This is a genomic window from Shewanella sp. SR43-4 (assembly GCF_014163845.1).
GTDB classification, from domain to species: domain Bacteria; phylum Pseudomonadota; class Gammaproteobacteria; order Enterobacterales; family Shewanellaceae; genus Shewanella; species Shewanella vesiculosa.
In genome coordinates, this window is sequence record NZ_JACJEB010000009.1 from 73,730 (window position 1) to 100,257 (window position 26,528).

General features: G+C 40.2%; 22 protein-coding genes and 1 riboswitch. Of the genes, 11 read left to right on the forward strand and 11 right to left on the reverse strand.

Annotation, left to right across the window (positions count from 1 at the left end; all coding sequences use genetic code 11):
• Nucleotides 1-143: 143 nt before the first annotated feature.
• The gene (locus H5123_RS11980) at nt 144-1,001 is read right to left on the reverse strand and encodes a universal stress protein (RefSeq protein ID WP_124017992.1); all 858 of its coding nucleotides are present in this window, start codon (nt 999-1,001) and stop codon (nt 144-146) included.
• 250 nt (nt 1,002-1,251) lie between these two features.
• Here H5123_RS11980 and H5123_RS11985 point away from each other — a divergent pair, with 250 nt between their 5' ends.
• Nucleotides 1,252-2,445 carry a cation:proton antiporter gene (locus H5123_RS11985; protein WP_182698100.1) on the forward strand — a complete coding sequence of 398 codons (1,194 nt, stop codon included), beginning with the start codon at nt 1,252-1,254 and terminating at the stop codon, nt 2,443-2,445.
• Nucleotides 2,446-2,505: 60 nt separating this feature from the next.
• Here H5123_RS11985 and H5123_RS11990 read toward each other — a convergent pair whose 3' ends face one another.
• A complete protein-coding gene (locus H5123_RS11990) occupies nt 2,506-3,012 on the reverse strand; it encodes a TlpA family protein disulfide reductase (RefSeq protein ID WP_182698101.1) in 507 nt (168 codons plus the stop codon).
• A gap of 345 nt (nt 3,013-3,357) precedes the next feature.
• Here H5123_RS11990 and H5123_RS11995 point away from each other — a divergent pair, with 345 nt between their 5' ends.
• A complete protein-coding gene (locus tag H5123_RS11995; RefSeq protein WP_182698102.1) occupies nt 3,358-5,148 on the forward strand; it encodes an acyl-CoA dehydrogenase C-terminal domain-containing protein in 1,791 nt (596 codons plus the stop codon).
• A 130-nt stretch (nt 5,149-5,278) separates the two neighbouring features.
• Here H5123_RS11995 and H5123_RS12000 read toward each other — a convergent pair whose 3' ends face one another.
• The 4 genes from H5123_RS12000 to H5123_RS12015 form a co-directional block, all read right to left on the reverse strand.
• On the reverse strand, nt 5,279-5,857 hold the full coding sequence (locus H5123_RS12000) for a thymidine kinase (protein WP_124017988.1): 579 nt from the start codon (nt 5,855-5,857) through the stop codon (nt 5,279-5,281).
• Nucleotides 5,858-6,011: 154 nt separating this feature from the next.
• Nucleotides 6,012-7,568: a Na+/H+ antiporter NhaC family protein gene (locus H5123_RS12005; RefSeq protein WP_220487625.1), complete on the reverse strand. Its 1,557-nt coding sequence runs from the start codon at nt 7,566-7,568 to the stop codon at nt 6,012-6,014.
• An 82-nt stretch (nt 7,569-7,650) separates the two neighbouring features.
• Nucleotides 7,651-7,867: riboswitch (Lysine riboswitch) on the reverse strand.
• 358 nt (nt 7,868-8,225) lie between these two features.
• Nucleotides 8,226-9,149: an electron transfer flavoprotein subunit alpha/FixB family protein gene (locus tag H5123_RS12010; protein ID WP_182698103.1), complete on the reverse strand. Its 924-nt coding sequence runs from the start codon at nt 9,147-9,149 to the stop codon at nt 8,226-8,228.
• Between the two features lies 1 nt (nt 9,150).
• Nucleotides 9,151-9,900 (reverse strand): electron transfer flavoprotein subunit beta/FixA family protein, encoded by a 750-nt coding sequence (locus H5123_RS12015; protein ID WP_124017985.1) that lies wholly within the window; start codon nt 9,898-9,900, stop codon nt 9,151-9,153.
• Nucleotides 9,901-10,332: 432 nt separating this feature from the next.
• Here H5123_RS12015 and H5123_RS12020 point away from each other — a divergent pair, with 432 nt between their 5' ends.
• The 5 genes from H5123_RS12020 to H5123_RS12040 all read left to right on the forward strand — a co-directional run bounded on the left by H5123_RS12020 (nt 10,333) and on the right by H5123_RS12040 (nt 14,715).
• Entirely contained in the window at nt 10,333-10,743 is a 411-nt protein-coding gene (locus tag H5123_RS12020) for an H-NS family nucleoid-associated regulatory protein (protein ID WP_124017984.1), read from the forward strand.
• Nucleotides 10,744-10,906: 163 nt separating this feature from the next.
• Complete coding sequence (gene rcsF, locus H5123_RS12025) at nt 10,907-11,302, forward strand: Rcs stress response system protein RcsF (RefSeq protein ID WP_182698104.1); 396 nt, start codon at nt 10,907-10,909, stop codon at nt 11,300-11,302.
• A 114-nt stretch (nt 11,303-11,416) separates the two neighbouring features.
• Nucleotides 11,417-12,205, forward strand: a complete 789-nt coding sequence (tsaA, locus tag H5123_RS12030; RefSeq protein WP_220487626.1) for a tRNA (N6-threonylcarbamoyladenosine(37)-N6)-methyltransferase TrmO — start codon at nt 11,417-11,419, stop codon at nt 12,203-12,205.
• 4 nt (nt 12,206-12,209) lie between these two features.
• The gene (locus H5123_RS12035; protein ID WP_124017982.1) at nt 12,210-12,821 is read left to right on the forward strand and encodes a DapH/DapD/GlmU-related protein; all 612 of its coding nucleotides are present in this window, start codon (nt 12,210-12,212) and stop codon (nt 12,819-12,821) included.
• A gap of 178 nt (nt 12,822-12,999) precedes the next feature.
• The gene (locus H5123_RS12040; protein WP_182698105.1) at nt 13,000-14,715 is read left to right on the forward strand and encodes a proline--tRNA ligase; all 1,716 of its coding nucleotides are present in this window, start codon (nt 13,000-13,002) and stop codon (nt 14,713-14,715) included.
• A gap of 74 nt (nt 14,716-14,789) precedes the next feature.
• Here the strand turns inward: H5123_RS12040 and H5123_RS12045 are convergent, their stop codons facing one another.
• Together H5123_RS12045 and H5123_RS12050 are read right to left on the reverse strand one after the other, a co-directional pair.
• Nucleotides 14,790-16,154, reverse strand: a complete 1,365-nt coding sequence (locus H5123_RS12045; protein ID WP_182698106.1) for a sensor histidine kinase — start codon at nt 16,152-16,154, stop codon at nt 14,790-14,792.
• Nucleotides 16,155-16,185: 31 nt separating this feature from the next.
• Nucleotides 16,186-17,727 carry a DUF3369 domain-containing protein gene (locus H5123_RS12050; RefSeq protein WP_124017979.1) on the reverse strand — a complete coding sequence of 514 codons (1,542 nt, stop codon included), beginning with the start codon at nt 17,725-17,727 and terminating at the stop codon, nt 16,186-16,188.
• A gap of 342 nt (nt 17,728-18,069) precedes the next feature.
• Between H5123_RS12050 and H5123_RS12055 the strand changes: the two genes are divergently transcribed.
• Both H5123_RS12055 and H5123_RS12060 read left to right on the forward strand, forming a co-directional pair.
• Nucleotides 18,070-19,197, forward strand: coding sequence for a patatin-like phospholipase family protein (locus tag H5123_RS12055; RefSeq protein ID WP_182698107.1), 1,128 nt, complete (start codon nt 18,070-18,072; stop codon nt 19,195-19,197).
• Nucleotides 19,198-19,462: 265 nt separating this feature from the next.
• The gene (locus H5123_RS12060; protein ID WP_182698108.1) at nt 19,463-19,888 is read left to right on the forward strand and encodes a copper resistance protein NlpE; all 426 of its coding nucleotides are present in this window, start codon (nt 19,463-19,465) and stop codon (nt 19,886-19,888) included.
• 109 nt (nt 19,889-19,997) lie between these two features.
• On the opposite strand, the gene H5123_RS12065 is transcribed toward H5123_RS12060, so the two are convergent.
• A complete protein-coding gene (locus H5123_RS12065; protein WP_182698109.1) occupies nt 19,998-20,135 on the reverse strand; it encodes a hypothetical protein in 138 nt (45 codons plus the stop codon).
• Between the two features lie 269 nt (nt 20,136-20,404).
• On the opposite strand from H5123_RS12065, the gene H5123_RS12070 reads away from it, so the two are divergent.
• Complete coding sequence (locus H5123_RS12070; RefSeq protein WP_124017976.1) at nt 20,405-20,566, forward strand: small highly charged protein; 162 nt, start codon at nt 20,405-20,407, stop codon at nt 20,564-20,566.
• Nucleotides 20,567-20,732: 166 nt separating this feature from the next.
• Here H5123_RS12070 and H5123_RS12075 read toward each other — a convergent pair whose 3' ends face one another.
• On the reverse strand, nt 20,733-22,130 hold the full coding sequence (locus H5123_RS12075; protein ID WP_124017975.1) for a magnesium transporter: 1,398 nt from the start codon (nt 22,128-22,130) through the stop codon (nt 20,733-20,735).
• 151 nt (nt 22,131-22,281) lie between these two features.
• On the opposite strand from H5123_RS12075, the gene H5123_RS12080 reads away from it, so the two are divergent.
• The gene (locus H5123_RS12080; protein ID WP_182698110.1) at nt 22,282-22,767 is read left to right on the forward strand and encodes a glutathione peroxidase; all 486 of its coding nucleotides are present in this window, start codon (nt 22,282-22,284) and stop codon (nt 22,765-22,767) included.
• Between the two features lie 1,881 nt (nt 22,768-24,648).
• On the opposite strand, the gene H5123_RS12085 is transcribed toward H5123_RS12080, so the two are convergent.
• The gene (locus H5123_RS12085; protein ID WP_182698111.1) at nt 24,649-26,430 is read right to left on the reverse strand and encodes a M1 family metallopeptidase; all 1,782 of its coding nucleotides are present in this window, start codon (nt 26,428-26,430) and stop codon (nt 24,649-24,651) included.
• Nucleotides 26,431-26,528: the final 98 nt, after the last annotated feature.

The window sequence follows — 26,528 nt, forward strand, 5'->3', positions numbered from 1 at the left end:
GTGAATATCAAAATGTAAATGCACAGGCTAAGCCATTTATGCTGAGTTCAAGGAAAAAATGCGCAGTTTTATGGTTTAAATGAGCATTTTTCAACGATGAAATAGGCTTAAATGGCGACGCTATGAGTCGTGATATTGTCGATTTAATCTTCTGCTGGGATCACCAACACATTACTGCGCATCCGGCTCAAAATAGATTCCGCTGTATTACCAATAATGCGCCCTAGTAATCCTTGCCGTTGCCGCGCACCAATCACAAAATATTGGCTTTTTAACCGACATGCCAGTTCAAACAGACACAGTTCAGGCTCACCTGAGATAATATGCATACAATCAGCGTCAACTCCTATGTCAGCAATTTTTTGCTGATGTTCTGCATACGCTTTTTTAACTAAAGCATTAATGTCGAGCAAATCCATGTCGCGAACAATTTGCGGAATTCGTAACACATAAGCCACATGCAACTGTGTTCCAGTCGCTTTAGCAAGCTGCAGGCCATTAGCAATAACGGCGTCATTAAGCCGTTGCTTAGTCGGATTTTTAGTACCTAAATCGATTGAAATTAGCGTGGTGTTACCGGTATTAAGTGGGTTGTTTGTAAGGAGTAATAGTGGGATTTTGGTATGGCGAATTAACTGCCAATCAGTAGGCAGATAATGATCAGAATGATGGACAGCTTTAACCATAAGATCAAAGCTATGGCGAGCAGAGTGATGACAAGCATGTTCAAAAAGATACTTACTCCATATCACATGTAACGGCACATCTTCGGCATCAAGCGAATCTAAGTGCTGCTGAAGTTGCGCTTCTTGTTGTTGCATTAACTGCTTTTGCACCACTCCAGCAAGTCGTGGTTGATCACTGTCTGTGCCACTTAAATAGGCGTAAGTATAAGCAAAAACTTCAGCCTGCTTGTTCATCTGCTTGGCTAATGATAATCCAATCGCGACTGCATCAATATGCGCTTGTTCCATTTGTGCGATAACAAACATTTTGTTCATATAAACCTCCTTATTTCAGATCTTTTCTATATTCATACCGTGACAAGTATATGTAAATATTAAGATTATACTTATCAAACATTGCCTTGTATTCTGCGATTAGAAACTCAGTAAACGTGAGCTAGTAACTATCTTTAGCTTAGCTAATAGCGTAAGTTTGTGCTTAAGTATCGCAACTAAAATTGATCAACATCAACTTTATTGGGTTCACACAAATCAATAACATATTGCCTAACCTGAAGGAGGATAAATGGCAATAAACAGCTTTGTAATGTCACTTTTTCTCATTCTTGTTGTGGGTAGATTGTTAGGTGAGCTTAGTGACCGATTAGGATTTCCCAGCGTAGTGGGTGAAGTCACTGCGGGGATATTAATTGGCCCGTCACTACTCAATTGGGTTGTACCTCATAGTACATTAGCCATCATCGCAGAACTGGGGGTGATTTTTTTATTATTTGATATTGGCTGTGAAACCTCTATCAAAAAGCTTGCCCATTCTGGCACTAAAGCCGTAAGTGTTGCATTGTTAGGCATTGCAATACCCTTACTCTTCACAGGATTGGCCAGCCTGTATTGGCTTTCTCTACCTCCTTTTACAGCATTATTTTTTGGTTGCGCATTAACGGCCACCAGCATTGGTATTTCAATGCGAGTTTTAGCACTCAATAATCAAACTCAAAGTGCGGCTGGGCAAATTATTCTAGGGGCTGCGGTTATCGATGATATCGTTGGCGTGATACTACTGAGCGTGTTGTTTAATTTCGCCTCATCTGGAGAATTAGCCGTAAGCTCAACCTTAGTATTATTTATCATGATTGCCTGCTTTATCATTTTCAGCCCGCCACTGGTCAGAGTGATGATTTATTTAACCCGCTGGCTTCACCTTAAAACACGCATTCCCGGTTATGAAGTGTTTGTCGTTACGGCAATGATTTGCTTATTTGCCTGGTTAGCTCATTGGTTTGGTACCCCGGCTATTTTAGGTGGCTTTGCCGTCGGAATGGGCTTGTCACGACAATTTACCTCGCCATTTAATCAATACCTTAAAAACCCCTTTAGCTATACCCACAAACTGGAACAATCAGCAAAGCCGCTAGTACAGCTATTTAGCCCAATTTTTTTCGTTTATGTCGGCATCAGCCTGGATCTAAGTCAACTTGATATGAGCTTCATGGGCTTACTATTACTCGCTTGGTTAACTTTTATCGCCGTAGCAAGTAAATTCATGGCCGGATTGTTGGCCAGCTCAAACTGGCACGAAAAAATGATTGTGGGTTCAGCAATGGTACCCAGAGGTGAAGTAGGATTAGTATTTGCAGAGATGGGACGCCAACTTGACGTCATTCAAGCCAAAGAGTTTGCCATATTAGTCATGGTTATCGCCCTAACGACCCTGATAGGGCCGCTTCTTTTAAAATATACCTCAAGTAAACAAGCCGAATAAATATAATCGGCTCAATGACCTATCATAAATGAGCAAACAACGTTCGGCTTTTCATCATGGCTATTTTAATAAAAACTGTATCGCTTTATCCAAATTAGGGTCGTCAGGATCAGACGTATTGCTCATCCATGCAATGTGGCCACTTCGGTCAATAAACACTGTTGTTGGGGTACCTGTTATGCCATACAAATTAGCAACCTCATCACCTAAAACCAGCGTGGTCATTTTTATACCTCGATCGAGCAAACTCTGCCCTGGATTGGCGCCAGCATCTTCGCTAAAACTAATACCAATCATTTGCAAGTCAGTGTGTTGGTAGTTAAGTCGTAGTTTTTCTAAACCGGGTTGCAGCTTTTTACAATATGGACACCAGGTAGCCCAAAAATGCAAAATAACCGGTTTACCGGCGTAATCATTCAGAGTAAATGATTGGCCATCAGAGGTCATTAATTCAAAGTTAGTAGCAACAGACTCATCCACTTTCGCAGCAGCATCGGCTGTGCTTTGGGATATAAAAGACAATAATAGCAATGCAGATATACTGACTACTGACCAAACAAATTTCATAACGCGCCCTATTTATGGATTATTTTTATGTATTAACCTTTATAGACCGGAGAGTTGCCATTATGTATTCATGTGCATTTCAGATAATCGTTTCGCGAGCACTTGTTGATCTTTCCAAGCCTGAAGACGGTATTACAACAAATAAGTCACTCGGATATTGAAGAGTAAATAAATCGGTACATTTCACGCACCAAAATAAGTTTACGCTTACGTAAAAATAATACTGAGTTTTTACTCGAAATTAGTTATGTTAGCTGAACTAACATAATCTGATTGGACCAGTAACAAGACGATACCTTGTTGCCGCGACCAAACTTAACGACCCCATAACCAAGGAATGACCTTATGCCAATTTACCAAGCTCCCCTGCGTGATTATCAATTCATTCTGTCTGAACTGCTTAATGTCTATCAACAAACTGACTTACGTGGTTTTGATGAATTAGATGCAGATTTAACTGATGCGATTTTACAAGGTGTCGCCGACTTCACTACCGACATCATGTTGCCACTCAATGCAAGCGGTGACTTGGAAGGTTGTAAATTGGTTGACGGTAAAGTCATCACCCCTTCTGGGTTTAAGCAAGCTTACAAGCAGTATGTCGAAGATGGCTGGGCCACACTAACCTGCGATCCTGAATTTGGCGGCCAAGGCCTGCCAGAAGTGATTGGTACCTTTGCCACCGAAATGAAAACCGCGACCAACATGGCTTTTGCTATGTATCCTGGGTTAACCCATGGCGCTTATTCTGCTATTCATGTCCATGGCAGCGATGCACTAAAACAAAAGTATTTAGCTAAACTAGTCAGTGGTGAATGGACTGGAACCATGAACTTAACTGAATCGCATGCTGGTACCGATTTAGCGTTATTGCGCACTAAAGCTATTCCTGCCGGAGATGAGCTGTTTGCCATTAGCGGCGAGAAAATCTTTATTTCATCAGGTGATCACGATCTTGCTGATAATATTATTCACTTAGTATTAGCACGCCTACCCGATGCACCAGAAGGTGTTAAAGGCATTTCATTATTTGCGGTACCGAAATTTTTAGTCAATGCCGACGGCAGTTTAGGTGACGCCAATACGCTGAGTGCGACGGGTCTGGAACACAAAATGGGCATTCACGGTAACTCAACTTGTGTCATGCATTTTGATGGCGCAATTGGCGAATTAGTTGGTGCACCACATCAGGGCTTAAAAGCCATGTTCACCATGATGAACCAAGCACGTCTGGGTGTCGGTATTCAGGGTTTAGGCGTATCTGATATTGCTTACCAAAATGCACTTGTTTATGCCAAAGAGCGCATTCAAGGTCGTGCATTAAGTGGTGTTAAACAGCCTGAACAAGCCGCAGACTCATTATTAGTCCATGGTGACATAAGACGTATGCTGTTATCGCAAAAGTCTTTCAATGAAGGAACACGTGCGTTAATGGGCCAACAGGCATTATGGCTTGACCAAGTAGAACGTCATACTGACCCGGAAAAAGCCAAACAAGCAAATGCCCTGGCAGCTTTATTTACACCGATTGTTAAAGGTTTCGTTACCGACCAAGGCTTTAAAGCATGCGTAGATGCGCAGCAGGTTTATGGCGGTCATGGCTATATTAATGAATGGGGTATGGAGCAGTATGTGCGTGATATTCGTATCGCAATGATTTATGAAGGCACAAATGGCGTTCAGGCTTTGGATTTAGTAGGCCGTAAATTACTGAGCGACAAAGGGGCAGCATTAACGTTATGGTCAGGCATGGTAAAACAGTTAATTCAAGATAATTCCGGCAACGAAGCCATGAAGCCCTATCTTGCAGGGTTAATGGACGCTGCGGGCGATCTTGAAAAAGCCACTGGTTTTATTGTTCAATCGGCCAGTAAAAACCCAGACCTTATTGGCGCAGCATCAATGCCATATATGCAACTCTTTGGCATTACCGCTCTGGCTTGGATGTGGACCCGTGTGGCGGCAACATCATTGGCAGCATTAGAAGCTGGTACTGAAGAAAGTGAGTTTTATCAAGCTAAACTTAATACGGCAAAATTCTTCATGAGCTATTGGGGCAGCCAAACTCGCAGCTTACGCAAACAAATTGAAGCTAGCAGTGCTGACATTGTCAATTTCGCAGCAGCTGACTTTTAATCTCCACATAAGCAACTAAAACATAAGCACCTAAAACACAAATAACAAAGCCGCTTCAATGTTAATTTAAGCGGCTTTGTTTATTCTGCAGCGGTCGCTAACGTAATTCTAATACGTCTTTAATGGCCAACTAATCCCACAAAAACTCGCGAAAATGCTTACGACAAACTGACTCGTAACTCTCGTTACCGCCAATCTCCACTTGTTCACCTTCGCGCATAGGATTACCTTCATGATCAAGGCGAACCACCATATTGGCTTTACGGCCACAATGACAAATGGTTTTTAATTCAACGAGCTTATCTGCCCAAGCGAGCAAGTAATGGCTACCTGAAAACAACTCACCCTGAAAATCATTACGTAATCCATAACATAATACGGGAATATCGAGATTATCGACAACATAGGTTATCTGCCTAACCTGCTCTTTACTTAAAAACTGACACTCATCAATCAGTACGCAGTGAATTTTTTGCTCGTCATTGGATGTCGAAATCAGCTCAATTAAATTGTCAGTACTACCAAACACCTGGGCATCGGTTTCAATCCCAATACGCGAAGACACTTTGCCAATACCATATCGATTATCTATTGATGCTGTCATCACTAAGGTATGCATACCGCGCTCACGATAATTATAAGAAGACTGCAGTAACGAAGTTGATTTACCGGCATTCATCGCCGAATAATAAAAGTACAGTTGCGCCAAAATGTAGCGTCCTAATGGTTAGACAGTCAGTACCGTCCATATTACCTTTTTTAACTTCGCAACAACAAACAAAAATGCCGTATTCGTTATGTATACGGCATTTTTTCAAAGCTTAATCAATCGGCTTATTACTCATAAGTATAAGGATGTAGCATTACTTTTTTGCCCAAAAGTACAATACTAGGATACTGATAAGAAACAACGCACTACAACAAATCAATCCAGCCATTAACGAGCCCGTAAACCCAAGCACAATATAACCGACGAAACTAATCAATGCAGCGATAAGTGCATAAGGAAGCTGGGTCACCACATGATCGATATGATGGCAACTCGCCCCCGTTGATGACAAAATAGTGGTATCGGAAATAGGTGAGCAATGGTCACCAAATACGGCACCAGAAAGCACAGCTGCTAGCATAGGTAGCATCATGGTGCTATCACTTCCCATCGCCATATCGGCCGCTATAGGCAACATAATACCGAAGGTTCCCCAACTCGTTCCCGTTGAAAATGCGGTGATCCCAGCCAATAGAAATAACATGGCAGGCAATAGCGCAAACGGAATATTATCAGTTGCTAAACTGGCCATGAACTTACCGGTTTCAAGCTGACCAATGACACTTGATATCGTCCAAGCGAACAATAAAATATAAATAGCGGGTAACATTGAACGAGCACCAACAGAGATGCCTTTGAGCAACATAGACAGCTCTACTTTCTGTTGAAATGCCAACAACACTGTCGCAATCAAACCGACGATAGAACCAAAAAACAATGATGAACTCACATCAGTATTTTCAAATGCACCTAGTACACTAAACATCTGCTCTTTAGCCGCTAATGCTTCTGCCCCACTAGAGACCATAAAATAAAGGGTCGCAAATACTAATATCGCAATCGGTAAAAATAAACCAATCACTTTACCGGTATCAGCTTCAGGTAAATCAGTAACCGCTCCCGGTGGTTGGCCTTTTGATTCATCATACAACTCACCACGAAGTGCATTTAATTCATGCTGACGCATTGGTCCTATGTTTAAACTGAACGTCGCCACACACACTAGTAATAATAATGAGAACACGGCATAAAAGTTCATCGGGATCATCTGTATAAAGACACTTAAATGACCTGAGTCAGCAAAACCATGTGCAGTTAGAATGCCGCCAATAAGCGCAATAATATAGGCTCCCCAGCTCGATACCGGGGAAATAACGCAAATCGGTGCCGCGGTAGAATCTAAAATATAGGCAAGTTTTGCGCGTGAAATATGGTATCTGTCCGTGATAGGCCTTGAAATAGAACCTACGACTAAACTATTGAAGTAGTCATCAATAAAGACTACACAGCCTAAAAAAATGGTCATTAACTTAGCATCGCGCTTATTACGAATGCGCAGTTTGGCCCAATCAGCAAAAGCACGAGCAGAACCACTAACGGTGATCAATGCGGTTATCATGCCCAGCACAACCAAAAAACCTAAGATATATACGTTCCAACTATTCAGTGCAGCATCTTTCCAAACGAGCTGACTCGCTGTACTTAAAATATATTCGCTGCTACCAACCAATGAAAAATCGGTCAGCAATAAGGCACCAAAAATAATACCTAACCCCAAAGACAGCAATACCTTACGGGTTAAAATAGCAAGTGTAATTGCCAAAAGTGGTGGCAAAACAGAAAGTGCCGAATCGGCATAACTTATTATCATAATTTAATTATTTCTTCGTTGGATACGAATAGAGAAAAACTAGAAATAAGACTCGCCATACACAGAAAGTATATGGGTTAACTTATCTAGTAGCACTCCACAGAAATATCCATTTAATATGAATATCATTATTTTTATCACATAGATAAAAACACTATGACAGTACAGCCCCTTTCGAGAACTGGCCCAACAAATGAGGGCGATCACCTCACTTATTTCGGCATTGCATCCTTTTAGGTTGAATTATTGGCATCACCCAATTCAACCTGACTATTATGCAATGCACCTCTACTTTTGTATTTGTAATCATAAATAGCCCATTACAAACAGCGCGCACATACAATCATAAACCACACGCTCTATACCAGCAAAAAAGTCCTAAACTACAGCACAAATAACAATATTATTAACTATAGCCACAATTTAATAGCATTAGTTTAACGTTTCTAATGCAAATGCACACTATCGCACTGAATACAAAAACGGCAACTGGATAACCCGACTGACACCTTTGCTCATAAAAACATCCATATGATAAAAAATATCAATAAAAAAGGTTCCTACTTTACCAAGTAGAAACCTTTTAATCTGAACGATTGGCTAGTAGAACGACACGTTAAACAAGCTAATGACTCAATTGGGGTCAATAATATGCCATTAAAGCAGATTATTTAATGCAGGAATGGCTTCAAATAAGTCCGCGACTAAACCGTAATCTGCCACCTGGAAAATAGGCGCTTCAGGATCTTTGTTAATAGCCACAATCACCTTAGAGTCTTTCATTCCGGCAAGATGTTGAATCGCACCCGAAATGCCCACAGCAATATACAGATCAGGGGCAACAATCTTACCTGTTTGTCCCACTTGTAAATCGTTAGGCACAAAGCCAGCATCCACAGCGGCACGAGATGCACCTACTGCTGCGCCAAGCTTATCGGCTAGCTGTTCTAAAATAGCAAAGTTTTCACCACTCCCCATGCCGCGGCCACCAGAGACAATAATGCCTGCATTACCTAGCTCTGGACGTGCTGATTCAGTTAACGACTGAGACACGAACTCAGTGCGAGCATCAATAGCTTGACTTAGGTTAACCACTTCAGCATTGCCCGTTGACGCGACAGCATCAAATGCACTAGAACGCACAGTCATGACTTTCTTCGCGTCTAAACTCTGCACTGTCGACAGCGCATTACCGGCATAAATAGGACGCACAAAAGTGTCACTACTGACCACTTCAATGACTTCTGAAATTTGAGAAACATCTAACAATGCTGCGACACGAGGTAATGTATCTTTACCAATACTGGTTGCTGCAGCCAAGATATGTTCGTAATCAGCCGCAACCTCAACGACCAACTTAGAAACGTTTTCCGCTAATTGAGCACCATATTGAGTTGCATCAGCCACTAATACTTTACTCACACCGGCTAAGTGTTGTGCTGCCGTTACCGCAGCAGAACAATCAACACCCGCGACCAGTATATGAATATCACCGCCAATGGCGGCAGCTGCGCTAACGACTTTGGCCGTGTCAGTTTTCAAACTCACATTATCGTGTTCTGCTAATACTAAAATGGTCATGTTAGATCACCTTCGCTTCATTTTTTAACTTATCGACTAACGCCTCAACAGAAGACACCATAATGCCAGCTTTACGCTCAACCGGAGGTGTTACGCTGATCACTGTTTGATGTGTTTTCAAGCTCACACCTAAATCAGCCACAGTCATAATGTCTAATGGCTTGCGTTTAGCTTTCATAATATTGGGTAATGAAGCATAGCGAGGTTCGTTCAAACGTAAATCAACCGTGACAATGGCAGGTAAAGGCATTTTCAGGGTTTGCAGTCCGCCATCTATTTCACGAGTAACGGTGATCATATCACCATCAACTTTTACTTCTGATGCAAATGTCGCTTGTGGCATATCAGTTAGTGCCGCTAACATTTGTCCAGTTTGGTTGTTATCGCCGTCAATAGACTGCTTACCAAAAATAATTAACTGCGCTTGTTCTTTTTCTTGCACAGCTTTTAACAGTTTCGCAATTGATAGTGGCACCAATTCTTCATCAGTTTCAATATGAATGGCTCTATCAGCACCTAATGCCATTGCAGTTCTTAATTGCTCCTGCACTGCTTTTGCGCCAACACTCACCACGATAACTTCAGTGGCTACGCCAGCTTCTTTCAAGCGAACTGCTTCTTCAACTGCTATTTCGCAAAATGGGTTTAACGCCATTTTAAGGTTCGTCGTATCAACACTTGTGTTGTCAGCTTTTACCCTGACCTTTACATTGGCATCAACTACGCGTTTAACAGGCACCAATATTTTCATAGGTTTTCCTTCTACACCTTCAATGTATGTGGACAACACACTGGCGTTTGCCAATGCAAGATAGGCTAACTTTACGTCCTGTTAACGTTAACGTCAATCAAAGTCAAACGACTGTTTATATTTTTTTTATGATTGTGGTGGCAATCAAACAAAACAAACTGTGGAACATTAATTATTTGATACAAGTGATTAATTAAAATTTATTCAATATTTAGATGATTTAATTTGATTCAATGACAAATAGTTTCTATTATTACAGCTATATTCAGTATTAATTAAGCTGTCTTGGTAATAATCAGTGAGTTAATGTTATTTATATTAATAATAAAGACCACAACAAACCAAATGATGCACTGAAATTTACCTGAAACATTAAAAAACATCTTTGATAACTTTTTATTTTATAAATAAATCATTAGGAAACTACACAAAATGAGTGATTTTTTAGACATACTAACCCACGGCCGTCGTTTTAAAGCTGCAGTAAAAGAATTGTCTCTTGATGATTTACGCGAAACCGCGGCAAAATTAGAAAAGATCATTACTGAACGTGAAGAAGAAGAAAAATTAGAACTTGAAGCCAATGCAGAGCGTAATGCTCGTATTGCTGAAATTCTTGCTCAAATTGAAAACAGTGGTTTATCAATCGAAGATTTAGGTGAAGTCACAGCCTCTGCTAAAACATCAACTAAAAAGCGTGCACCACGTCCACCAAAATATCAAATCACCATTGACGGTGAATTAATTCAATGGACAGGTCAAGGTCGTATGCCAACCGTATTCAAACAACAAGTTGATAGCGGCAAAAGCATGAGCGAATTTTTAATTCCAGGCATGGAATAAATATTTTAACTAAAGAATAATCTCACGGTTAATTCTTTAAAATAAAAAAGAGCTTACTTAGGTAAGCTCTTTTTTTGTGGCATTTGATTGCTTTATCATCGCCATAAGACAGGGTAAACTAACTGTTGCAGATCTATTACCCATTAATAATAAGGTTACGGCCATGACGTTTTCTCTTAAATATGCATTTATAATCTCAGGCATAGCACTATTATTGAGTGCTTGTGCCAGTGATTACACGTTCAAAAGTAATTTAGACAGTAAAGCCATCAATGATTATTTTAAAGTCGGTGATGTGCAGTTATATGAAGGTAATGAGCAACCCAAAGGGACATTTGAAATATTAGGTTTAATTGAAGGTGAAGCCTGCCAAGAAACCAAACAGGATGCACCACCACAAATGTCAGTTGCTCGCACTAATGCCAGAAGAGCTGCAGCAGACATAGGCGCAAATGGTTTTGTCGTTAAAAGCTGCTTTATGATTACTGAAGCTGACAATAGTTGTTTTAGTCGAGCGCTTTGCGTTGGCCAAGCGATTAAAACAGCTGAAAAAAAATAATAACTCAATAGAGTATATTCGCAGCCTATAGATGATGAGTGCTCATATCACACTCATCAATATTTTTTATATTTGATTTTTCATTTCCTATTTTCTGTTTAATTCAGGTACCGCATGACACAAGGCAACGATCAACACAGCCAAACAGCTCCTATTAATAACCAATCTAGCGTGCCGTTTAGTAGCCAATTAAATGCAGTTGCAATATGCAGAACCCCCTATAAACAAAAGTTTGGTATTCCGCGTCAACCGGGACTAGTCAATGCTGTCGGTTATATTGAGTTTGAACCTGATTTTAATCATCTTGATGCAGTCAGAGGCATAGAGCAATATTCACACTTATGGTTACTATTCAGTTTTCATGAGAATTTAGCCCAAGGTTGGAAAACCACAGTGCGCCCTCCTCGACTAGGCGGTAATGAAAAACTAGGCGTGTTTGCCACACGATCTACATTTCGCCCAAATGGTATTGGCCAATCAGTGGTGAAGCTACACGGGGTGGTTCAACGTAAAGGTAAAGTGTGTTTGGTGATATCGGGTATGGATTTATTAGACGGTACGCCAATTGTTGATATTAAGCCCTATGTTCCGTTTTCCGATGCAATTACTGATGCAAAAGGTGGCATTGCGCAAGATGCACCTATCTTGGTTCCACTGACTTATACAGCCCTAGCCAGTCAACAAATTAATCTTTATAGCCAACAACAACAATATCAAGATCTTGCCGCGCTTATTGAAGGTGTATTGTCCCAAGACCCTAGGCCCGCGTATAAAAAAGCCAAAGACGATCCCAAACTATATCAAGTTGCATTGTACGATTTAGATATTTTTTGGTGTGTTACAGCACAAGGTATCGAAGTACTAGAGCTTAAACCGACCAAAGTGACATTGTTAAAGGATTAACCCTATGGCAGAAATTGATTACCAAGCTCAACACAAACGACGCTTATCATGGATGCCATGGCTGTATTTTTCACTCAAGCCTAAGCATTTAGCCTGGGCAAAACCATGGCAAGATGAGATTCAACAGCAGTTGAGTCAGCTGGAAACCATTCATATTGGCGAGCACAGTTTTATTGCCCCACAAGCTCAGCTGTTTGCCGAACCCGGGCGAGATATCAGCATCGGTAATCAATGCATGATTGCAGCAGAGGTATTTCTGCATGGCCCTATCACCTTAGGTAATGAAGTGGCCATCAATCATGGCTGCAGCTTAGATGGTGGTCGTCATGGCATAACAATAGGCAACCAAACACGGATAGCTAATAACGTCACCATTTATGCTTTTAATCATGGCATGTCACCTACTACACCCATTTATAAACAACCCGCGACATCAAAAGGTATCGTAATAGGCCAAGATGTGTGGATTGGCGCTCAGGCAGGTATTGTCGATGGCGTGACGATTGGAGATTACGCCGTTATTGGTATGGGCTGTATTGTGACCAAAGATGTAGCAGACTACGCCATCGTTGCAGGTAATCCGGCTCGAGTCATTGGCGATAGACGCGACAAATAGCCTCAAGCAGTGATAACGCAAGGATAAATCGATAAAAATGACGTTATTTCAACTTAGCTATCTCAAACTTGGCATTTAAGCATCACAAAGCCTGCTTTTGAGTCGAATTAGCAGGTGACATCATTAATGCAGGTGCTAAAATGACGCTAATTCATAGCAACTATTTTGGACATTGGTAATGCGAGTTAGTAAGTACCTGCTTTCAACACAAAAAGAAACTCCTGCAAATGCAGAGGTGATTAGTCATCAGTTAATGTTACGTGCCGGTATGATCCGTCGCAATGCTTCAGGTCTCTACAGCTGGTTACCGTCAGGTTTACGTGTATTACGTAAAGTTGAAGCCATTGTTCGTGAAGAAATGAACAAAACAGGCGCTATCGAAATATTAATGCCATTAGTACAACCAGCTGATCTATGGGTTGAAACAGGCCGTTGGGACAAGTTTGGTCCTGAATTATTGCGTTTTCAAGACCGCAACAATCGTGATTTTGTATTGGGACCTACCCATGAAGAAGTGATCACCGATTTAGTCCGTAAAGAATTAAGTTCTTACAAGCAATTGCCGCTAACACTTTACCAAGTACAAACCAAATTCCGTGACGAAGTACGTCCACGTTTTGGTGTCATGCGCGCACGCGAATTCTTGATGAAAGATGCCTATTCTTTCCATTTAGATCAACAAACCATGGACAGCACTTACCATGCAATGCACACCGCATACAGCAATATTCTGACTCGTATGGGCTTATCATTCCGCCCAGTACTTGCAGACACAGGCTCTATTGGCGGTAGCATGTCGCATGAATTCCATGTACTGGCTAACAGCGGTGAAGATTTAATCGCTTATTCAACAGGTAGCGACTATGCCGCTAACATTGAAAAAGCTGAGGCAGCAATGCCAGCCGGCACACGTGCAGAGCCAACTCAAACAATGACGTTAGTGGATACACCTAACGCCAAAACAATTGCAGAATTAGTTGAACAATTTGATGTCGTTATCACTCAAACGGTTAAAACCTTAATCGTTAAAGGTGCAACGGAAGAAGCACCATTGGTAGCATTAGTTATTCGTGGCGATCATGAGCTTAACGAAATCAAAGCCGACAAGCTTGAATTAGTCGCTTCACCCTTTGAGTTTGCTTCAGAAGCGGAAATCCGCGCAGCCGTTGGCGCAGGGCCAGGCTCTATCGGGCCTGTAGGCTTAACGATGCCAATTATTATTGACCATAGTGTCACTGTAATGAGCGATTTTGCTGCCGGTGCTAACGTTGAAGATAAGCATTATTTTGGCATTAACTGGGAACGTGATTTACCTTTAATCACTTCAGCGGACATTCGTAATGTTGTTGAAGGTGAGTCAACGCCGGATGGCCTAGGCACCTATGCCATGGCTCGTGGTATTGAAGTGGGACATATCTTCCAACTTGGTACTAGCTATTCTAAAGCCATGAATGCCACTGTGTTAGATGAAAATGGTAAAGCACAAGTTCTGTTGATGGGTTGTTATGGTGTCGGTGTAAGCCGTATTGTGGCGGCTGCCATTGAGCAAAATAACGATGACCGCGGCATTATTTGGCCAGAAGCTATCGCACCGTTTACGGTAGGTATTTTGCCAATGAACATGCATAAGTCACATCGTGTGGCCGACATTGCCGAAAAACTTTACCAAGACTTAACTGATGCGGGTGTTGAAGTATTAATGGATGATCGTAAAGAGCGTCCAGGTGTTATGTTTGCCGACATGGAACTGATTGGCCTACCGCATGTTGTGGTGATTGGCGATCGCAATATCGATGCTGGGGTGTTTGAGTATAAAAACCGTCGCACAGGTGAGAAACAAGACATTCCATTTGATGAGATTGTGGCTTTCTTGACAAACGCAGCAAAAGGCTAGTTATTGATATAGCATGGAAAAAACGCACTTTCGAGTGCGTTTTTTTATTCTTAAATTCTCTTTAATCGAGATCTTTAATCTAGATCTTTAATATAAATATCGACTTCAAAACCTTGATTAAGTTCTGAAACAATCTCAATCCTACCGGCCAATTTTTGTGTTACTAGGTTATGCACAATAGACATGCCTAAACCAGTACCGCCGACATTTCGTGCAGTGGTAAAGAATGGCTCAAAAATTTTACTTTTAACGTCTTTACTTAATCCTTTACCATTATCTTTATAGAACATTTTTATTTCATCGCCACACATCTCTGCGCCTAAGAGAATGCGTTTCTTCCCTGGAAATCCCTCAGGAAAAGCATGTCTAAAACAATTGGAGACTAAATTAGTAAAAATCTGCGCGATGGCACCAGGATAAGAATTAACAAACAGCTGTTGTTCTAATTGAATATTCAGCTCAATGCCTTGCTTACGAGTGAGTGGTCGTAATGGCGATGAAATCTGTTCTAAATACTCGGTTAAGTTAATATTTTCTTTCTCTATAACAAGTTGATCTGCCGCCGTACGCTTAAAGTTATGTACCAGTTCAGCGGCTCGTGACAAATTGCGTTCGACAAGATTAAGGCCGTCGGTCAGTGTGTCCATGAAATCAACAAACTTTTGTTCATCAAGATCTCCTGCCCCATAATGCTTTTTGAGTTTATTGAGCTCATCAATACAATGACTGGTGGAGGTGACCGAAATACCTAGTGGAGTATTCACTTCATGCGCAACACCCGCAACGAGATTCCCCAATGCGGCTAATTTCTCATTTTCTATCAAGCTCGCTTGAGTTATCTGCAAGTTTTTGATGGCTCTTTTGAGTTCTGCTGTCCTTTTCTCAACTTGTGTTTCTAAAGCACTATTAATCGATTCAAGTTCAATTTGATAAGCTTTGACTTTTTTAGCATTGACTGCACGGCCATACAAATCGGCTAACGAACTCACGAATGCTTGTTCATCATAGGTCCAGTGCCTAATCTCACCTTTATGCTCACAACAAATAATCCCGATCATCTTACCCGCATGCCTAATAGGGCTGTCCAACATTGCGGTAATTGCGTTAGGGCGCAAATAGATATCAGCGAATTCGTATGTGGCTGGATCGGTCAAAGCATCACTGGCAGCAATAATTCTCTCTGTATCAAGAGCCTTAAAGTAACTGGGGAACTGGGATCGGGTTAAGGTAATATTATGTTGTTTGGTGTCATTATCGATTAATAAAAAACAATCAATTGACTGATTATCGTCAGTTAATAACCAAATACCGGCTCGACCTATATTCAGCCCACGACATACTGATTTAATAATCAAGGTTGACGCAAAATCTAAATCGCCCAAATCAATCAACTCAGACTGGCTGACTTCTAGCAATACCCGCTCACATATTGGATTCATATTAAATAGCTTAATCTGTTGGTATCAGTTATTAATCCGGCATTTCCTGTTGAATCTTCACAAACTGATTCAGTAATGCCAAACTTGCAGTGCACATAAGTGGATCAAATTGATTACCAGACTGCTCAATTAAATAATCTCTTACCTTTTCAGCGGGCCACGCCTCTTTATAACTACGTTTAGAAAGTAAGGCATCAATGACATCAACGATAGCCATGATTCGACCTTCAATAGGTATCTCATTACCCACTAAGCCACGAGGGTAGCCCTTACCATCCCAGCGTTCATGGTGGGTGTAGGCTATTCTCGCACCCATTTTGGCAATAATACGGTTTGATGCAGCAAGCAAGGCATAACCCTTTTCTGCATGAGTTTTCATTATTTCCCATTCATCAGGAGTCAATTTAGCGGGTTTATGGAGAATACTCTCAGGAATACCGATTTTACCCACATCATGCAACGGAGCTGCATAACGAATTGTTTCAACAAAATCATCACTCATGCCAACATATTGAGCTAACATTTCGCTCATCACAGCGACACGCCTTACATGGGCACCGGTTTCTTTACTGCGCTGCTCAATGGCATCACCAATAATAAGGATTAGCTCACGTTGGGTTTGTTGGACATTTTCTTTGCTAGAAAGGTTTTCAAAAGTCAGGCTGACATTGGCGGCAAATAATTCTAGTATTCTGACTTGCAAAGGAGTTAATTCAGTATCATGTTGCAGATATAAGATACTCGTGACATCTAGGCCAAATTTATAAAATCCCACATAAATATTGTCATGAATAACCGACTTACCTAAGGTGATGGCTTCAATAATATACTCTTTAACTTCACCGGGCAGTGATTCGACATTATCTATCTCACGATAACTGACCAGACTGCCTGTTGCCGCAAGTAAATTCATCTGAGTATCTTGATACAAGTCTTCGCGAAAACTGGTCAAATATAGCGCTGAATTACTTAAATTAAGCAATTGCAATGTCTGCTCGAGAACTGCGCTACCGAAATTATGCAGGGTATGACTTAACAAGACAGATGAAGAAGCTTGAATAACTTTCTCCATCCCTCGCTGACTTTGTTCAATCGTTTTAATATCTCGATATGAGCGTAACGATGTATAAACACATGATTTAAGCTTAGTCGAAGTTAACTCAGTTTTAGCCTTGTAGTCATTGATATCAAACTCTCTAATGACCCTTTCTTCTGGTGCACAACCTGGCTGCCCTGTTCGGAGAATAATCCGCGTGCTGTGGTTGTTTAACTCATTACGGATGCGCTCAACTAAATCAAGCCCCGCATGGTCATTTTCCATCACCACATCGATAAATGCGAGTGCGATATCAGGCTCATCACGTAGTAAAGCAAAGCCCTCTTTAGCAGTAAAGCTGGAGTAGAAAGCGAGCTTTTTACCGTCAAATTCGAAATGACCCAAGGCAAACTTAGTCACATCATGGATGCCAATTTCATCATCGATAATAGCAATTTTCCAAGGCGAAAGTCTGATAGCCTTATTGATTGAATCGTTATCAACCGATACTTCTGATTTTGTCTTAAACAGTGCCACATGCCATCCTTAAAATTGAATTACCAATTGAATACTAGCTAAAAATCAACGAGTGGCCATTTTCAAAATCAACATCTTAGACCATAAAAACATCATTAATCATGACGTGTAGCTAACATTAATAATACATATACGAGCAAAAAAACACCTTAGATCTTATCTAGTATTAATCTGGATATTTTTTTATGCAATAAATACTCATCGTTATGTCTTATGGCGAATGTTTTAAGCAGATTAAAGTATAGACAATAAATAGCATAGTCGACTTATTGACAACTGGTATATAACATTAAAACCACTCATACTAGAAATTCGTCCATCAAAAAGATTAAGGGATAAAGCTTGTCAATATCAACAGCATTGGTATTAGGTGGTGGTGGTGCTAGAGCGGCATATCAAATAGGGGTATTAAAAGCCCTAGTACAGTTTTATCCCCGTAACCATCATGTTCCATTTGATATAATTTGCGGTACATCCGCTGGAGCCATTAATGCAACGTCCCTGGCCACCCACGCATCTTGCTTCCATTTAGGCATAAAAAAACTGGATTGGGTGTGGCGCCATTTTGAAACCCATCAGGTTTATCGTGCATCGATTGCGCAAGTGTTGAGGCATTTGGGGAAAATGGCAATTAAAGGCCTCCAAGACGATAAAGTAAACCCGGATGCTGGCAGCCTACTCGATAATCAGCCATTACGACATTTGTTGAATAAACTGATTGATTTTAAAAGAATTGATCGCAATATCGGTAATAAAGCACTCAAAGCTGTCAGTATCGATTGCTCGTGCTACAACAATTCACGATCATATAGCTTCTATCAAGGTAATGATCACATTGAAGATTGGCAACGTGCTAGACGCGTTGGTATCCGTAGTTTATTGCACACTGAACACCTGCTAGCAAGCTCTGCAATCCCAATGGTATTTCCATCAATTAAACTTAATCAGGCCTATTATGGTGATGGTTCTGTCCATCAATTATCACCATTATCAAGTCCGATCCACCTTGGTGCGAGTAAAATATTTGTGATTAATTTAGACAGTCCTCACAAACACTTCCCTATCGAATTTGAATATCATCCAAAAACGGCAACCATTGCCGGCCATTTATTAGATACGATTTTCTCGGACACCTTAAACAGTGACTTAGAACGTTTACAGCGGGTCAATAACACCTTATCAATGATATCCGCCACAGATCGTGAGACATTAAACTTACGCCATATTGATACCTTAGTGATTAAACCAAGCCAAGATTTAAGTCGCATTGCAGAGCGATTTTATGATGACATGCCGTTTGCCATAAAAACGTTATTAAAATTTTTCGGCATTAATCGACAATCAGATTCAAGTATTGTGTCATACCTGTTATTCGAAAAAACCTACACTAGTACCTTGATAGACTTAGGCTATCAGGATGCAATGGACAGAATTGACGAGATAAAACAATTTTTTGACATCAAAACATAAATTTAACGTTAGGGCTCAAAATTTATGATATATCTATAGATAAGCTCACCACATCGGTTGATGGTAAAACCAGAAGTATACTCTGTGCACCACTGCTAAAATGGGTCTTGAGATACCGATTGAACATAAATTAAATCGATCATATTGCAATATTCATGATGAGAAATAGTACTCTTGTAGATGGCTTATTTTTAACTTAACAAGAATCACCCCAGAACTGCCGAGCGTCATATGCACGACAATTTTGTATCTAAAAGGATTTTAGATGAAAAATGTATGGTTGATATTCATACTAATAATACTTGGCTGCGGCCAACAAGACACTTCTAATATTAATACCACAACAAGCAGTAAAACAGACTTGCAATGGCAAGGTGTATACCATGGAATATTTCCATGCCCAAGCTGTGATGGTATGGACACCACACTAGAACTTATCAAACCAAACAAATACACCATCTATACAGTCCGTTTAGGCACTGATAACATTCCCTTTCAAGGAAGCGGTACCTTTAAATGGGATAAAACCGGTAATATTATTATCTTAGACCGTGGTCATATTTACCGTGTTTATTCAGATCACTTATACCTATTAGATGTTAAATCCCGGCGGATTAAAGGACCTGATGCACAGCGATATAGAGTTAATAAAATTCAAGCATTAGATCAGCAAACAACAACCACAGAATAATTTCATAACGCTTGTGATACTCAGAGTGATTAGGCTTAATTTGGCATTCAATAATGATTGACGCTGTTACGCACAATCTATGAAAACAGTGTTCACAAAATGCTATTTACTATTGGCGTAATGCAGCTATATGCACTTGATAAGCGTTTACCCAAGCAATAACAACACCAGCATCTGTGATAAGCTTTTTTGCATCGGCTAATTGACTCTTGCCTATAACATCAAAACAATGTGTATTAATCATCACAAGACCTCCATTTAGCGCGCTAGACAGCCATATATCACTGATCATTGCTATTGCAAAACCTTAGTAACTGTAATTAACATTTTGTCTGCATGAACCCGTACAAAGAAAAGATGATTTATTTTTAGCAAAGATTCAATTGTCATCTCAATGTCATTTTCACGTGCAATAATTTTTACCATCAAGGATGAAATATTTCGCTTTAGCTTATTATTAACTTTAGGTAAAAAGAGGCTGTACCAACAGAGGTACAGTTATCTGGAATGTTGAAAATGTCACACTCATTTGAATTTGATGAAGATGATGCGCCATGGGGCGATAACATCAAGGGAAAACCGAAGTCGAAAAAAGTAAAACAGCGCCGCCGAGATACTAAACGACGTTACTTTGACGATAATGCTGAAACGGAGTTTGCACCTGCTAAGTGGAAGTAATTTATCAGGATTTTCTCATCAAGTTTAAAAAGCAAGTTGCCTGAAACTTGCTTTTTTATTGCCTAAAAAAATTGGCCTTGAGCAATTCAAGACCATTTAGACAAACTAATTTATTGTGGATGTTCATGCTGTAAAACGTGAGCAATCAGTGATTAGAGTATTTCTGTTACAGGTACAGTATGGTCGCTAATCCCAAGAAGGTAAAAAAACCTACTACGTCGGTCACAGTGGTAAGAATAACCGATCCCGATAAAGCCGCATCTTGATTAAAACGCTGTAAAATCATCGGTACCATCACCCCGGCAATAGCAGCAACCGCCATATTGATTAAAATTGCACAAGCAATAACAATACCCATGATCGTATCGTCAAACCACCAACCCGCAATGATACCAATGACAATTGACCATAGCATGCCATTAAGCGCACCGATCCCTAGCTCATTTTTCATCAACGACATGACGTTACCAGCTGAAATTTGACCCATTGCCATACCACGGATCATCAGCGTTAATGATTGGCTCCCCGCAATACCCCCCATTGATGCCACAATGGGCATCAATACCGCTAATGCAACAACCTGCGACAATACATTCTCAAATAAACCAATGGTAGCAGAAGCTAAAAATGCAGTAAGTAAGTTAATCCCTAGCCACACGGCACGACGTTTGGCACCAATGACAATTGGAGCAAATAAATCGTCGTGTTCATCCATACCTGCGGTTGCCATTAGTTGTGCTTCATAATGTTCACGCACTAAGGCTGTCGCTGTTCGCAATGTCATGCGGCCAATCAATATACCGTCTTCATCAACAACTGGTAATTCAAGCTCACGACTATGCTCAATCGCTTCGGCGGCTTCAATTAAAGATGAATCGGCAGAGATAACTCGGCTGTCATCCCATTTTAAGACGTGCAGTTGAGTGTCAAGATCTGCCGTTCTGAATACGTCATAACGCCGCACTGTTCCTAAATATTTATCGTTACTATCGACCAAGAATAGGTGGTCATTACAATCTAAATCGATTCGACGAAAAAAACGTTGTCCTTGTGCGACGGTAGAATTAAGACTTAATGCCAGCATCTGGTGATCGGCATAACGACCGATTTCATTTTCAGAATATTGATCATACAGTTCGAAGTGCTTACGCTGACGCTCGCCCATCTGAGCTAATGCACGATCAGTAATATTGTCAGGTAACGAATCACTCCACTCAATAAGATCTTCAGGACTTAATTGAGAAAAGAGTAAGTCTAATTCCTCGTCGGGCATTTTCTTTACAATGCCTAAACGAGGATCGGCGCGCATTAAGTTTAAAACGTCGACACGTTCTTCAACATCAACTTGCTGCCAGCGTTCATAACGCTCATCCAGTGGTAACGATTCGAGTAATAGAGCAATGGTGCCCGGCTCGGCTTCAGTTAAGATCTCACTGAACATTTCAGCCTGCTCATCACCTTCTGCTTCAGTTAACAAATGTACCACTTGGCTGACATCTGCTTGTGGTTGCGAACTGGTGTCGATTTCATCTTCAGAGTTAAGTTCGTTCTTTACATCATTCATAAGCCCGTCCTTAATTCTTAGTAGTAAAATATGCGCAAACTATATTGAAATTAGTATTGATAAGCAAACAGATAAATTAAATTGCCCACAACTTAATTGCCAACTAATCATGTTTATAATATAGTCTATCTTTCATATAAAGGAGCATCAGATGACTGCAGCAATTTATTCTATTAGCGTAAAAGATATTCAAGGCAAAGACCTTGTCATGGAGCAGTTTAAAGATAAGGTCTTGCTTATTGTTAACACGGCAAGTAAATGTGGATTTACTCCGCAATACAAAGCACTTGAGGATTTATATCAGCAATATAAAGATAGAGGTTTAGTTATCTTGGGCTTTCCTTGTAATCAATTTGGTAAACAAGAACAAGGTAACGAAGATGAGATCAGCCAATTTTGCCAACTAAATTTTGGCGTAACATTTCCACTGTTTAGCAAAATTGAAGTTAATGGTAATAACAGTCATCCTTTGTACCAACATCTTAAAAAGTCTGCCAAAGGTCTTTTAGGAAGTGAATCTATTAAATGGAACTTCACTAAGTTTTTAGTTGATAAACAAGGGAATATCCTTGAGCGCTATGCGCCAACCACTAAGCCAGAAGAGCTTAATACTATTATTGAAAAGTTGCTCACTTAATCAGCACCACAGATGCTCGAATATTATCATTACGTGCGCAATAGGTGTTTACGCTAGGCGATTGATATCATATTAATCGCCTTACTGTTACCAAGAAGACAGAAATAAATTGACGCGTTAGATCCCTTTGCAATGTTTAAATTTAACCATCAAATTTAAATCTCAAAAACAGCAAAAATAATACAAACCTAAGCTACTGATAGTTATAAAATATAAAATTTATATCTTTATTTCGATAAAAAATTGTATTTAGATTGAACTTTTTAACCATCAGGTACTCAAACTTAGTAACAGTGATATTCACTTTTGTTCATCATCTCCCTGGGACTTCTAGCGCGGTCCCCTTGATCGCTAAGTCGATCGATAGGCAATCATTTGATTGCCTTTTTTTATGTTTGTTAAACACATCATTCACTCTGGATTACATGACCTCATTATCCTGATATAAGCTTATCTGCCGCTAAATCTTAGTTACCGGCTTTGAGCGATAAACGTTAACGAAATCTTACTCAGCAATTATTTTTAAATTTTTTTGTCATTGAGTGAACTTTTACCAATCCCCCTAGTCAGAATATATGTAACCAGTAAGGAGACAAACTCGTTAAACCGTTCTCCAATGTTTAGTTTGTATTTACTTGTTACAACAGCTTTATGTGTATTGTTCATCATCATCCCTATTTGGCGAGTATTAACACGCTAGCGCACCGTTAATCACAACCCACAAAGAACGACTTAGGCAACCATATTGGTTGCCATTTTTTTAGCTTATATTTGCCAATAATCTTTATCTGTTGGCATCACATCGACGCCTTCCTGAGCATACACAATAGTTTAAAAAGTAGCTTATGAGACCAGACCCAGCTAAAGCGCTAAAAACCAACCTATTGATAAACTAAATAAAAAACCACTCATTGCATAATATAAACCCTATATACTCATGATCTTTAGCTATTATCCCCAAAGATATACGCTGAAGAGACCGAAAATATAACTCTGATGAATTAAATTCAAAAAAATCGGTTTTTCAGTGAACTTTCCTGATGACAGCCAGTCTTATTAATTGTACGGAGTAAGATATAGTTTAAGTAAGTGCAGCATAATGAGTTAGCTTCTCCATCAGCGTTAATTGATTATTGCTAAATTATTGACATCACTTATCACAAGTTTTTAGTTAGGATTATTACTGCTATACCGTTTTATGTTCATCATCATCCCTATTTAGGCAGTATTAACACGCTAGCGCACCGTTAATTACGACCTACAAAGAACGACTTAGGCAACCACATTGGTTGCCATTTTTTTGCCATTAATGTGTGAAAACCTTTTACACATGGTATTAATCATCCGCCCAAAGAATTTATCAGCATCAATAATGCTAATAGCTCAACAATTCCAAGCGAGTTAGGTTAAATTTCGATCTCTAATGGCGCAGTTATGATTAAAATACTGGCTTCACTCCGATAAAGGCTCACTCAAAAGAGATCAGCATCTGTGCAAAAGTCCATCGATAACTGAAGCGATTTATCTCACGTAAAATAAATTCAAAAAAATCATTTTTTCAGTGAACTTTCCTGATTATGCCCAGTCTTATTAATTGTACGGATAAAATGTAGTTTCAAATGATTGCCATATAATGAGTTAATCTTCATCCCCCGAGTTAATTGATTATACGGCTAAATGATTCACGCGGCTTATGCCATACGCCAGTTTAGATTAAGTTATTGCAACACAGTTTATTGTTCATCATCATCCCTATTGGGAAGTATTAACACGCTAGCGCACCGTTAATAACAACCCGCAAAGCATTATTTTGGCAGCCAATATGGCTGCCATTTTTTTTATCATTTTTTGACAAAAACAACGCAATAAAAAGGTTAATACTTAAATTATCAGTAGTTTGTCTAGCTGTACTTGAAGAGAAGGATGATAGCCAGGGCGCGCTTTTGCATAAATATCGAGTAATTCTTGTTGGTAACCGGCTATTTGTAACTCAACAAACAAGGGTCTAACAAATTTGCCTCGACCTATACGGCATAGGTAGCCACTTAATGCAGGTAACACAGGATCAAAATGATTACGGATGGCAACTCGATACCAATCACAGGCTATTTCTGCATTCGGGCTATTTGTTAACGTAAATGTAGCGTCTAAATCTAATAATACCGCTTGGCTTACCACTAGAGGTAATTGGGTGAGGAAATACTGCCAGTGGTGAACTCGCCACCCATCGACCTGTAACTCAATTGCTGGAGTACCTTTAATAACAGCCTCTACGGCTAACTCAACTTTATCTAAACTGCTTGAAGTTGGACCGATAAACCATTGGGGTAATCCTTGTCCATACACCCACTCATTAAGCTCTGATAACGTTAACTTATCATGATGTTCCACCAACAGCGTTTGCTTGGCATAATCAATAAATGTTTCAGTAGTAATGGCGCTAAACGAAAAATAATCGACATATTGAAATAGAAACCGATCAAATGCAGCTCGGCCTAATCGACTTTCAAGCTCATGCACAAACATCGATGCTTTATCGTAGGTAAAGCGATTAAATGCCAGATTAGGATCGCGATCTTGCACATTGGCTGGTAAGGTTTGACTGACTAAGGGAGTAGATTCCATTTCCTCTTGCAAACGTCCGTACTCGATAACCCATTCGAGTTCTGCCTGCTCTTCGCCATAAACCGCTTCTACAATACGATTAGTAAAATAAGTGGTAAATCCCTCATTGAGCCATAAATCTCGCCAAGTTGCATTACTGACTAAATTACCCGTCCAAGAATGAGCTAATTCGTGAGCAACAGTTGAAACAAGACTTTTATCGCCAGCAATTAATGTCGGGGTCATAAACGCTAACATGGGATTTTCCATGCCACCAAATGGAAAGCTTGGTGGCAAAATAATCATGTCATAGCGGCCCCAAGAATAAGGTCCTAATATGGACTCAGCGATTTGGATCATCGACTCGGTATCTTCAAATTCTTTGACAGCCGCAGCAAGCATGCCGGGTTCAGTATAAATACCACTTCTGGGACCTGTTGCTTGAAAGCTTAGCTCTCCAACCGCTATCGCGAGTAAATGTGTCGGGATCGGTTTATTCATGCAAAATGTAAATACACCATCATCTGGCATGTCAGGGATATTTTCGGCACTCATTACCGCACGTAAACCCTGAGGCACATTGATGGTTGCATTAAAGGTTATTCGTGCTTTTGGGGTATCTTGCAAAGGTAACCAGCTACGCGCGTTGATGGGCTGTGATTGGCTAAATAGGTAAGGTAATTTTTTACCTAAGGTTTGTTGCGGTGTAAGCCATTGAAGCCCTTGAGCGTTTGTGGATGTACGATAATCAATCACCACCTCATCTACTTGCTCCCCAACATCTATCACCAGCTTTTGACCGAGTATGTCACTCACATCACTCATAGTATACGACAACGGATTAGCCTGACTGTCGGTGATACCATGTATGAGTAAATCTCGGCAATCTAACACTAATGAGACTGCCGATATGGTGCGCGTAAATTGCAATCGGGCAACGCCGATAAGTTGCTGTAAGTCAAAATCAACCACGAGATTAAGATCAAGATGATGCACACATAAAGCATCCGTATTGGCGCTTGAATGGTAATCGTGTTGTACGTTCCATTTTGCAGTCACAAAAAACCCTTACTTGGCAGAGAAACATCAAATCCAGTAACGATAATAGCATTAGCATCATCAAAATGTGCCGTATTGGGTCACAGAGGAATATCGAT

Coding starts and splice junctions, on each gene's coding strand:
- H5123_RS11980 (WP_124017992.1), bottom strand. CDS start 1,001: ATGAACAAAATGTTTGTTATCGCACAAATGGAACAAGCGCATATTGAT.
- H5123_RS11985 (WP_182698100.1), top strand. CDS start 1,252: ATGGCAATAAACAGCTTTGTAATGTCACTTTTTCTCATTCTTGTTGTG.
- H5123_RS11990 (WP_182698101.1), bottom strand. CDS start 3,012: ATGAAATTTGTTTGGTCAGTAGTCAGTATATCTGCATTGCTATTATTG.
- H5123_RS11995 (WP_182698102.1), top strand. CDS start 3,358: ATGCCAATTTACCAAGCTCCCCTGCGTGATTATCAATTCATTCTGTCT.
- H5123_RS12005 (WP_220487625.1), bottom strand. CDS start 7,568: ATGATAATAAGTTATGCCGATTCGGCACTTTCTGTTTTGCCACCACTT.
- H5123_RS12010 (WP_182698103.1), bottom strand. CDS start 9,149: ATGACCATTTTAGTATTAGCAGAACACGATAATGTGAGTTTGAAAACT.
- H5123_RS12015 (WP_124017985.1), bottom strand. CDS start 9,900: ATGAAAATATTGGTGCCTGTTAAACGCGTAGTTGATGCCAATGTAAAG.
- H5123_RS12020 (WP_124017984.1), top strand. CDS start 10,333: ATGAGTGATTTTTTAGACATACTAACCCACGGCCGTCGTTTTAAAGCT.
- rcsF (WP_182698104.1), top strand. CDS start 10,907: ATGACGTTTTCTCTTAAATATGCATTTATAATCTCAGGCATAGCACTA.
- tsaA (WP_220487626.1), top strand. CDS start 11,417: ATGACACAAGGCAACGATCAACACAGCCAAACAGCTCCTATTAATAAC.
- H5123_RS12035 (WP_124017982.1), top strand. CDS start 12,210: ATGGCAGAAATTGATTACCAAGCTCAACACAAACGACGCTTATCATGG.
- H5123_RS12040 (WP_182698105.1), top strand. CDS start 13,000: ATGCGAGTTAGTAAGTACCTGCTTTCAACACAAAAAGAAACTCCTGCA.
- H5123_RS12045 (WP_182698106.1), bottom strand. CDS start 16,154: ATGAATCCAATATGTGAGCGGGTATTGCTAGAAGTCAGCCAGTCTGAG.
- H5123_RS12060 (WP_182698108.1), top strand. CDS start 19,463: ATGAAAAATGTATGGTTGATATTCATACTAATAATACTTGGCTGCGGC.
- H5123_RS12070 (WP_124017976.1), top strand. CDS start 20,405: ATGTCACACTCATTTGAATTTGATGAAGATGATGCGCCATGGGGCGAT.
- H5123_RS12075 (WP_124017975.1), bottom strand. CDS start 22,130: ATGAATGATGTAAAGAACGAACTTAACTCTGAAGATGAAATCGACACC.
- H5123_RS12080 (WP_182698110.1), top strand. CDS start 22,282: ATGACTGCAGCAATTTATTCTATTAGCGTAAAAGATATTCAAGGCAAA.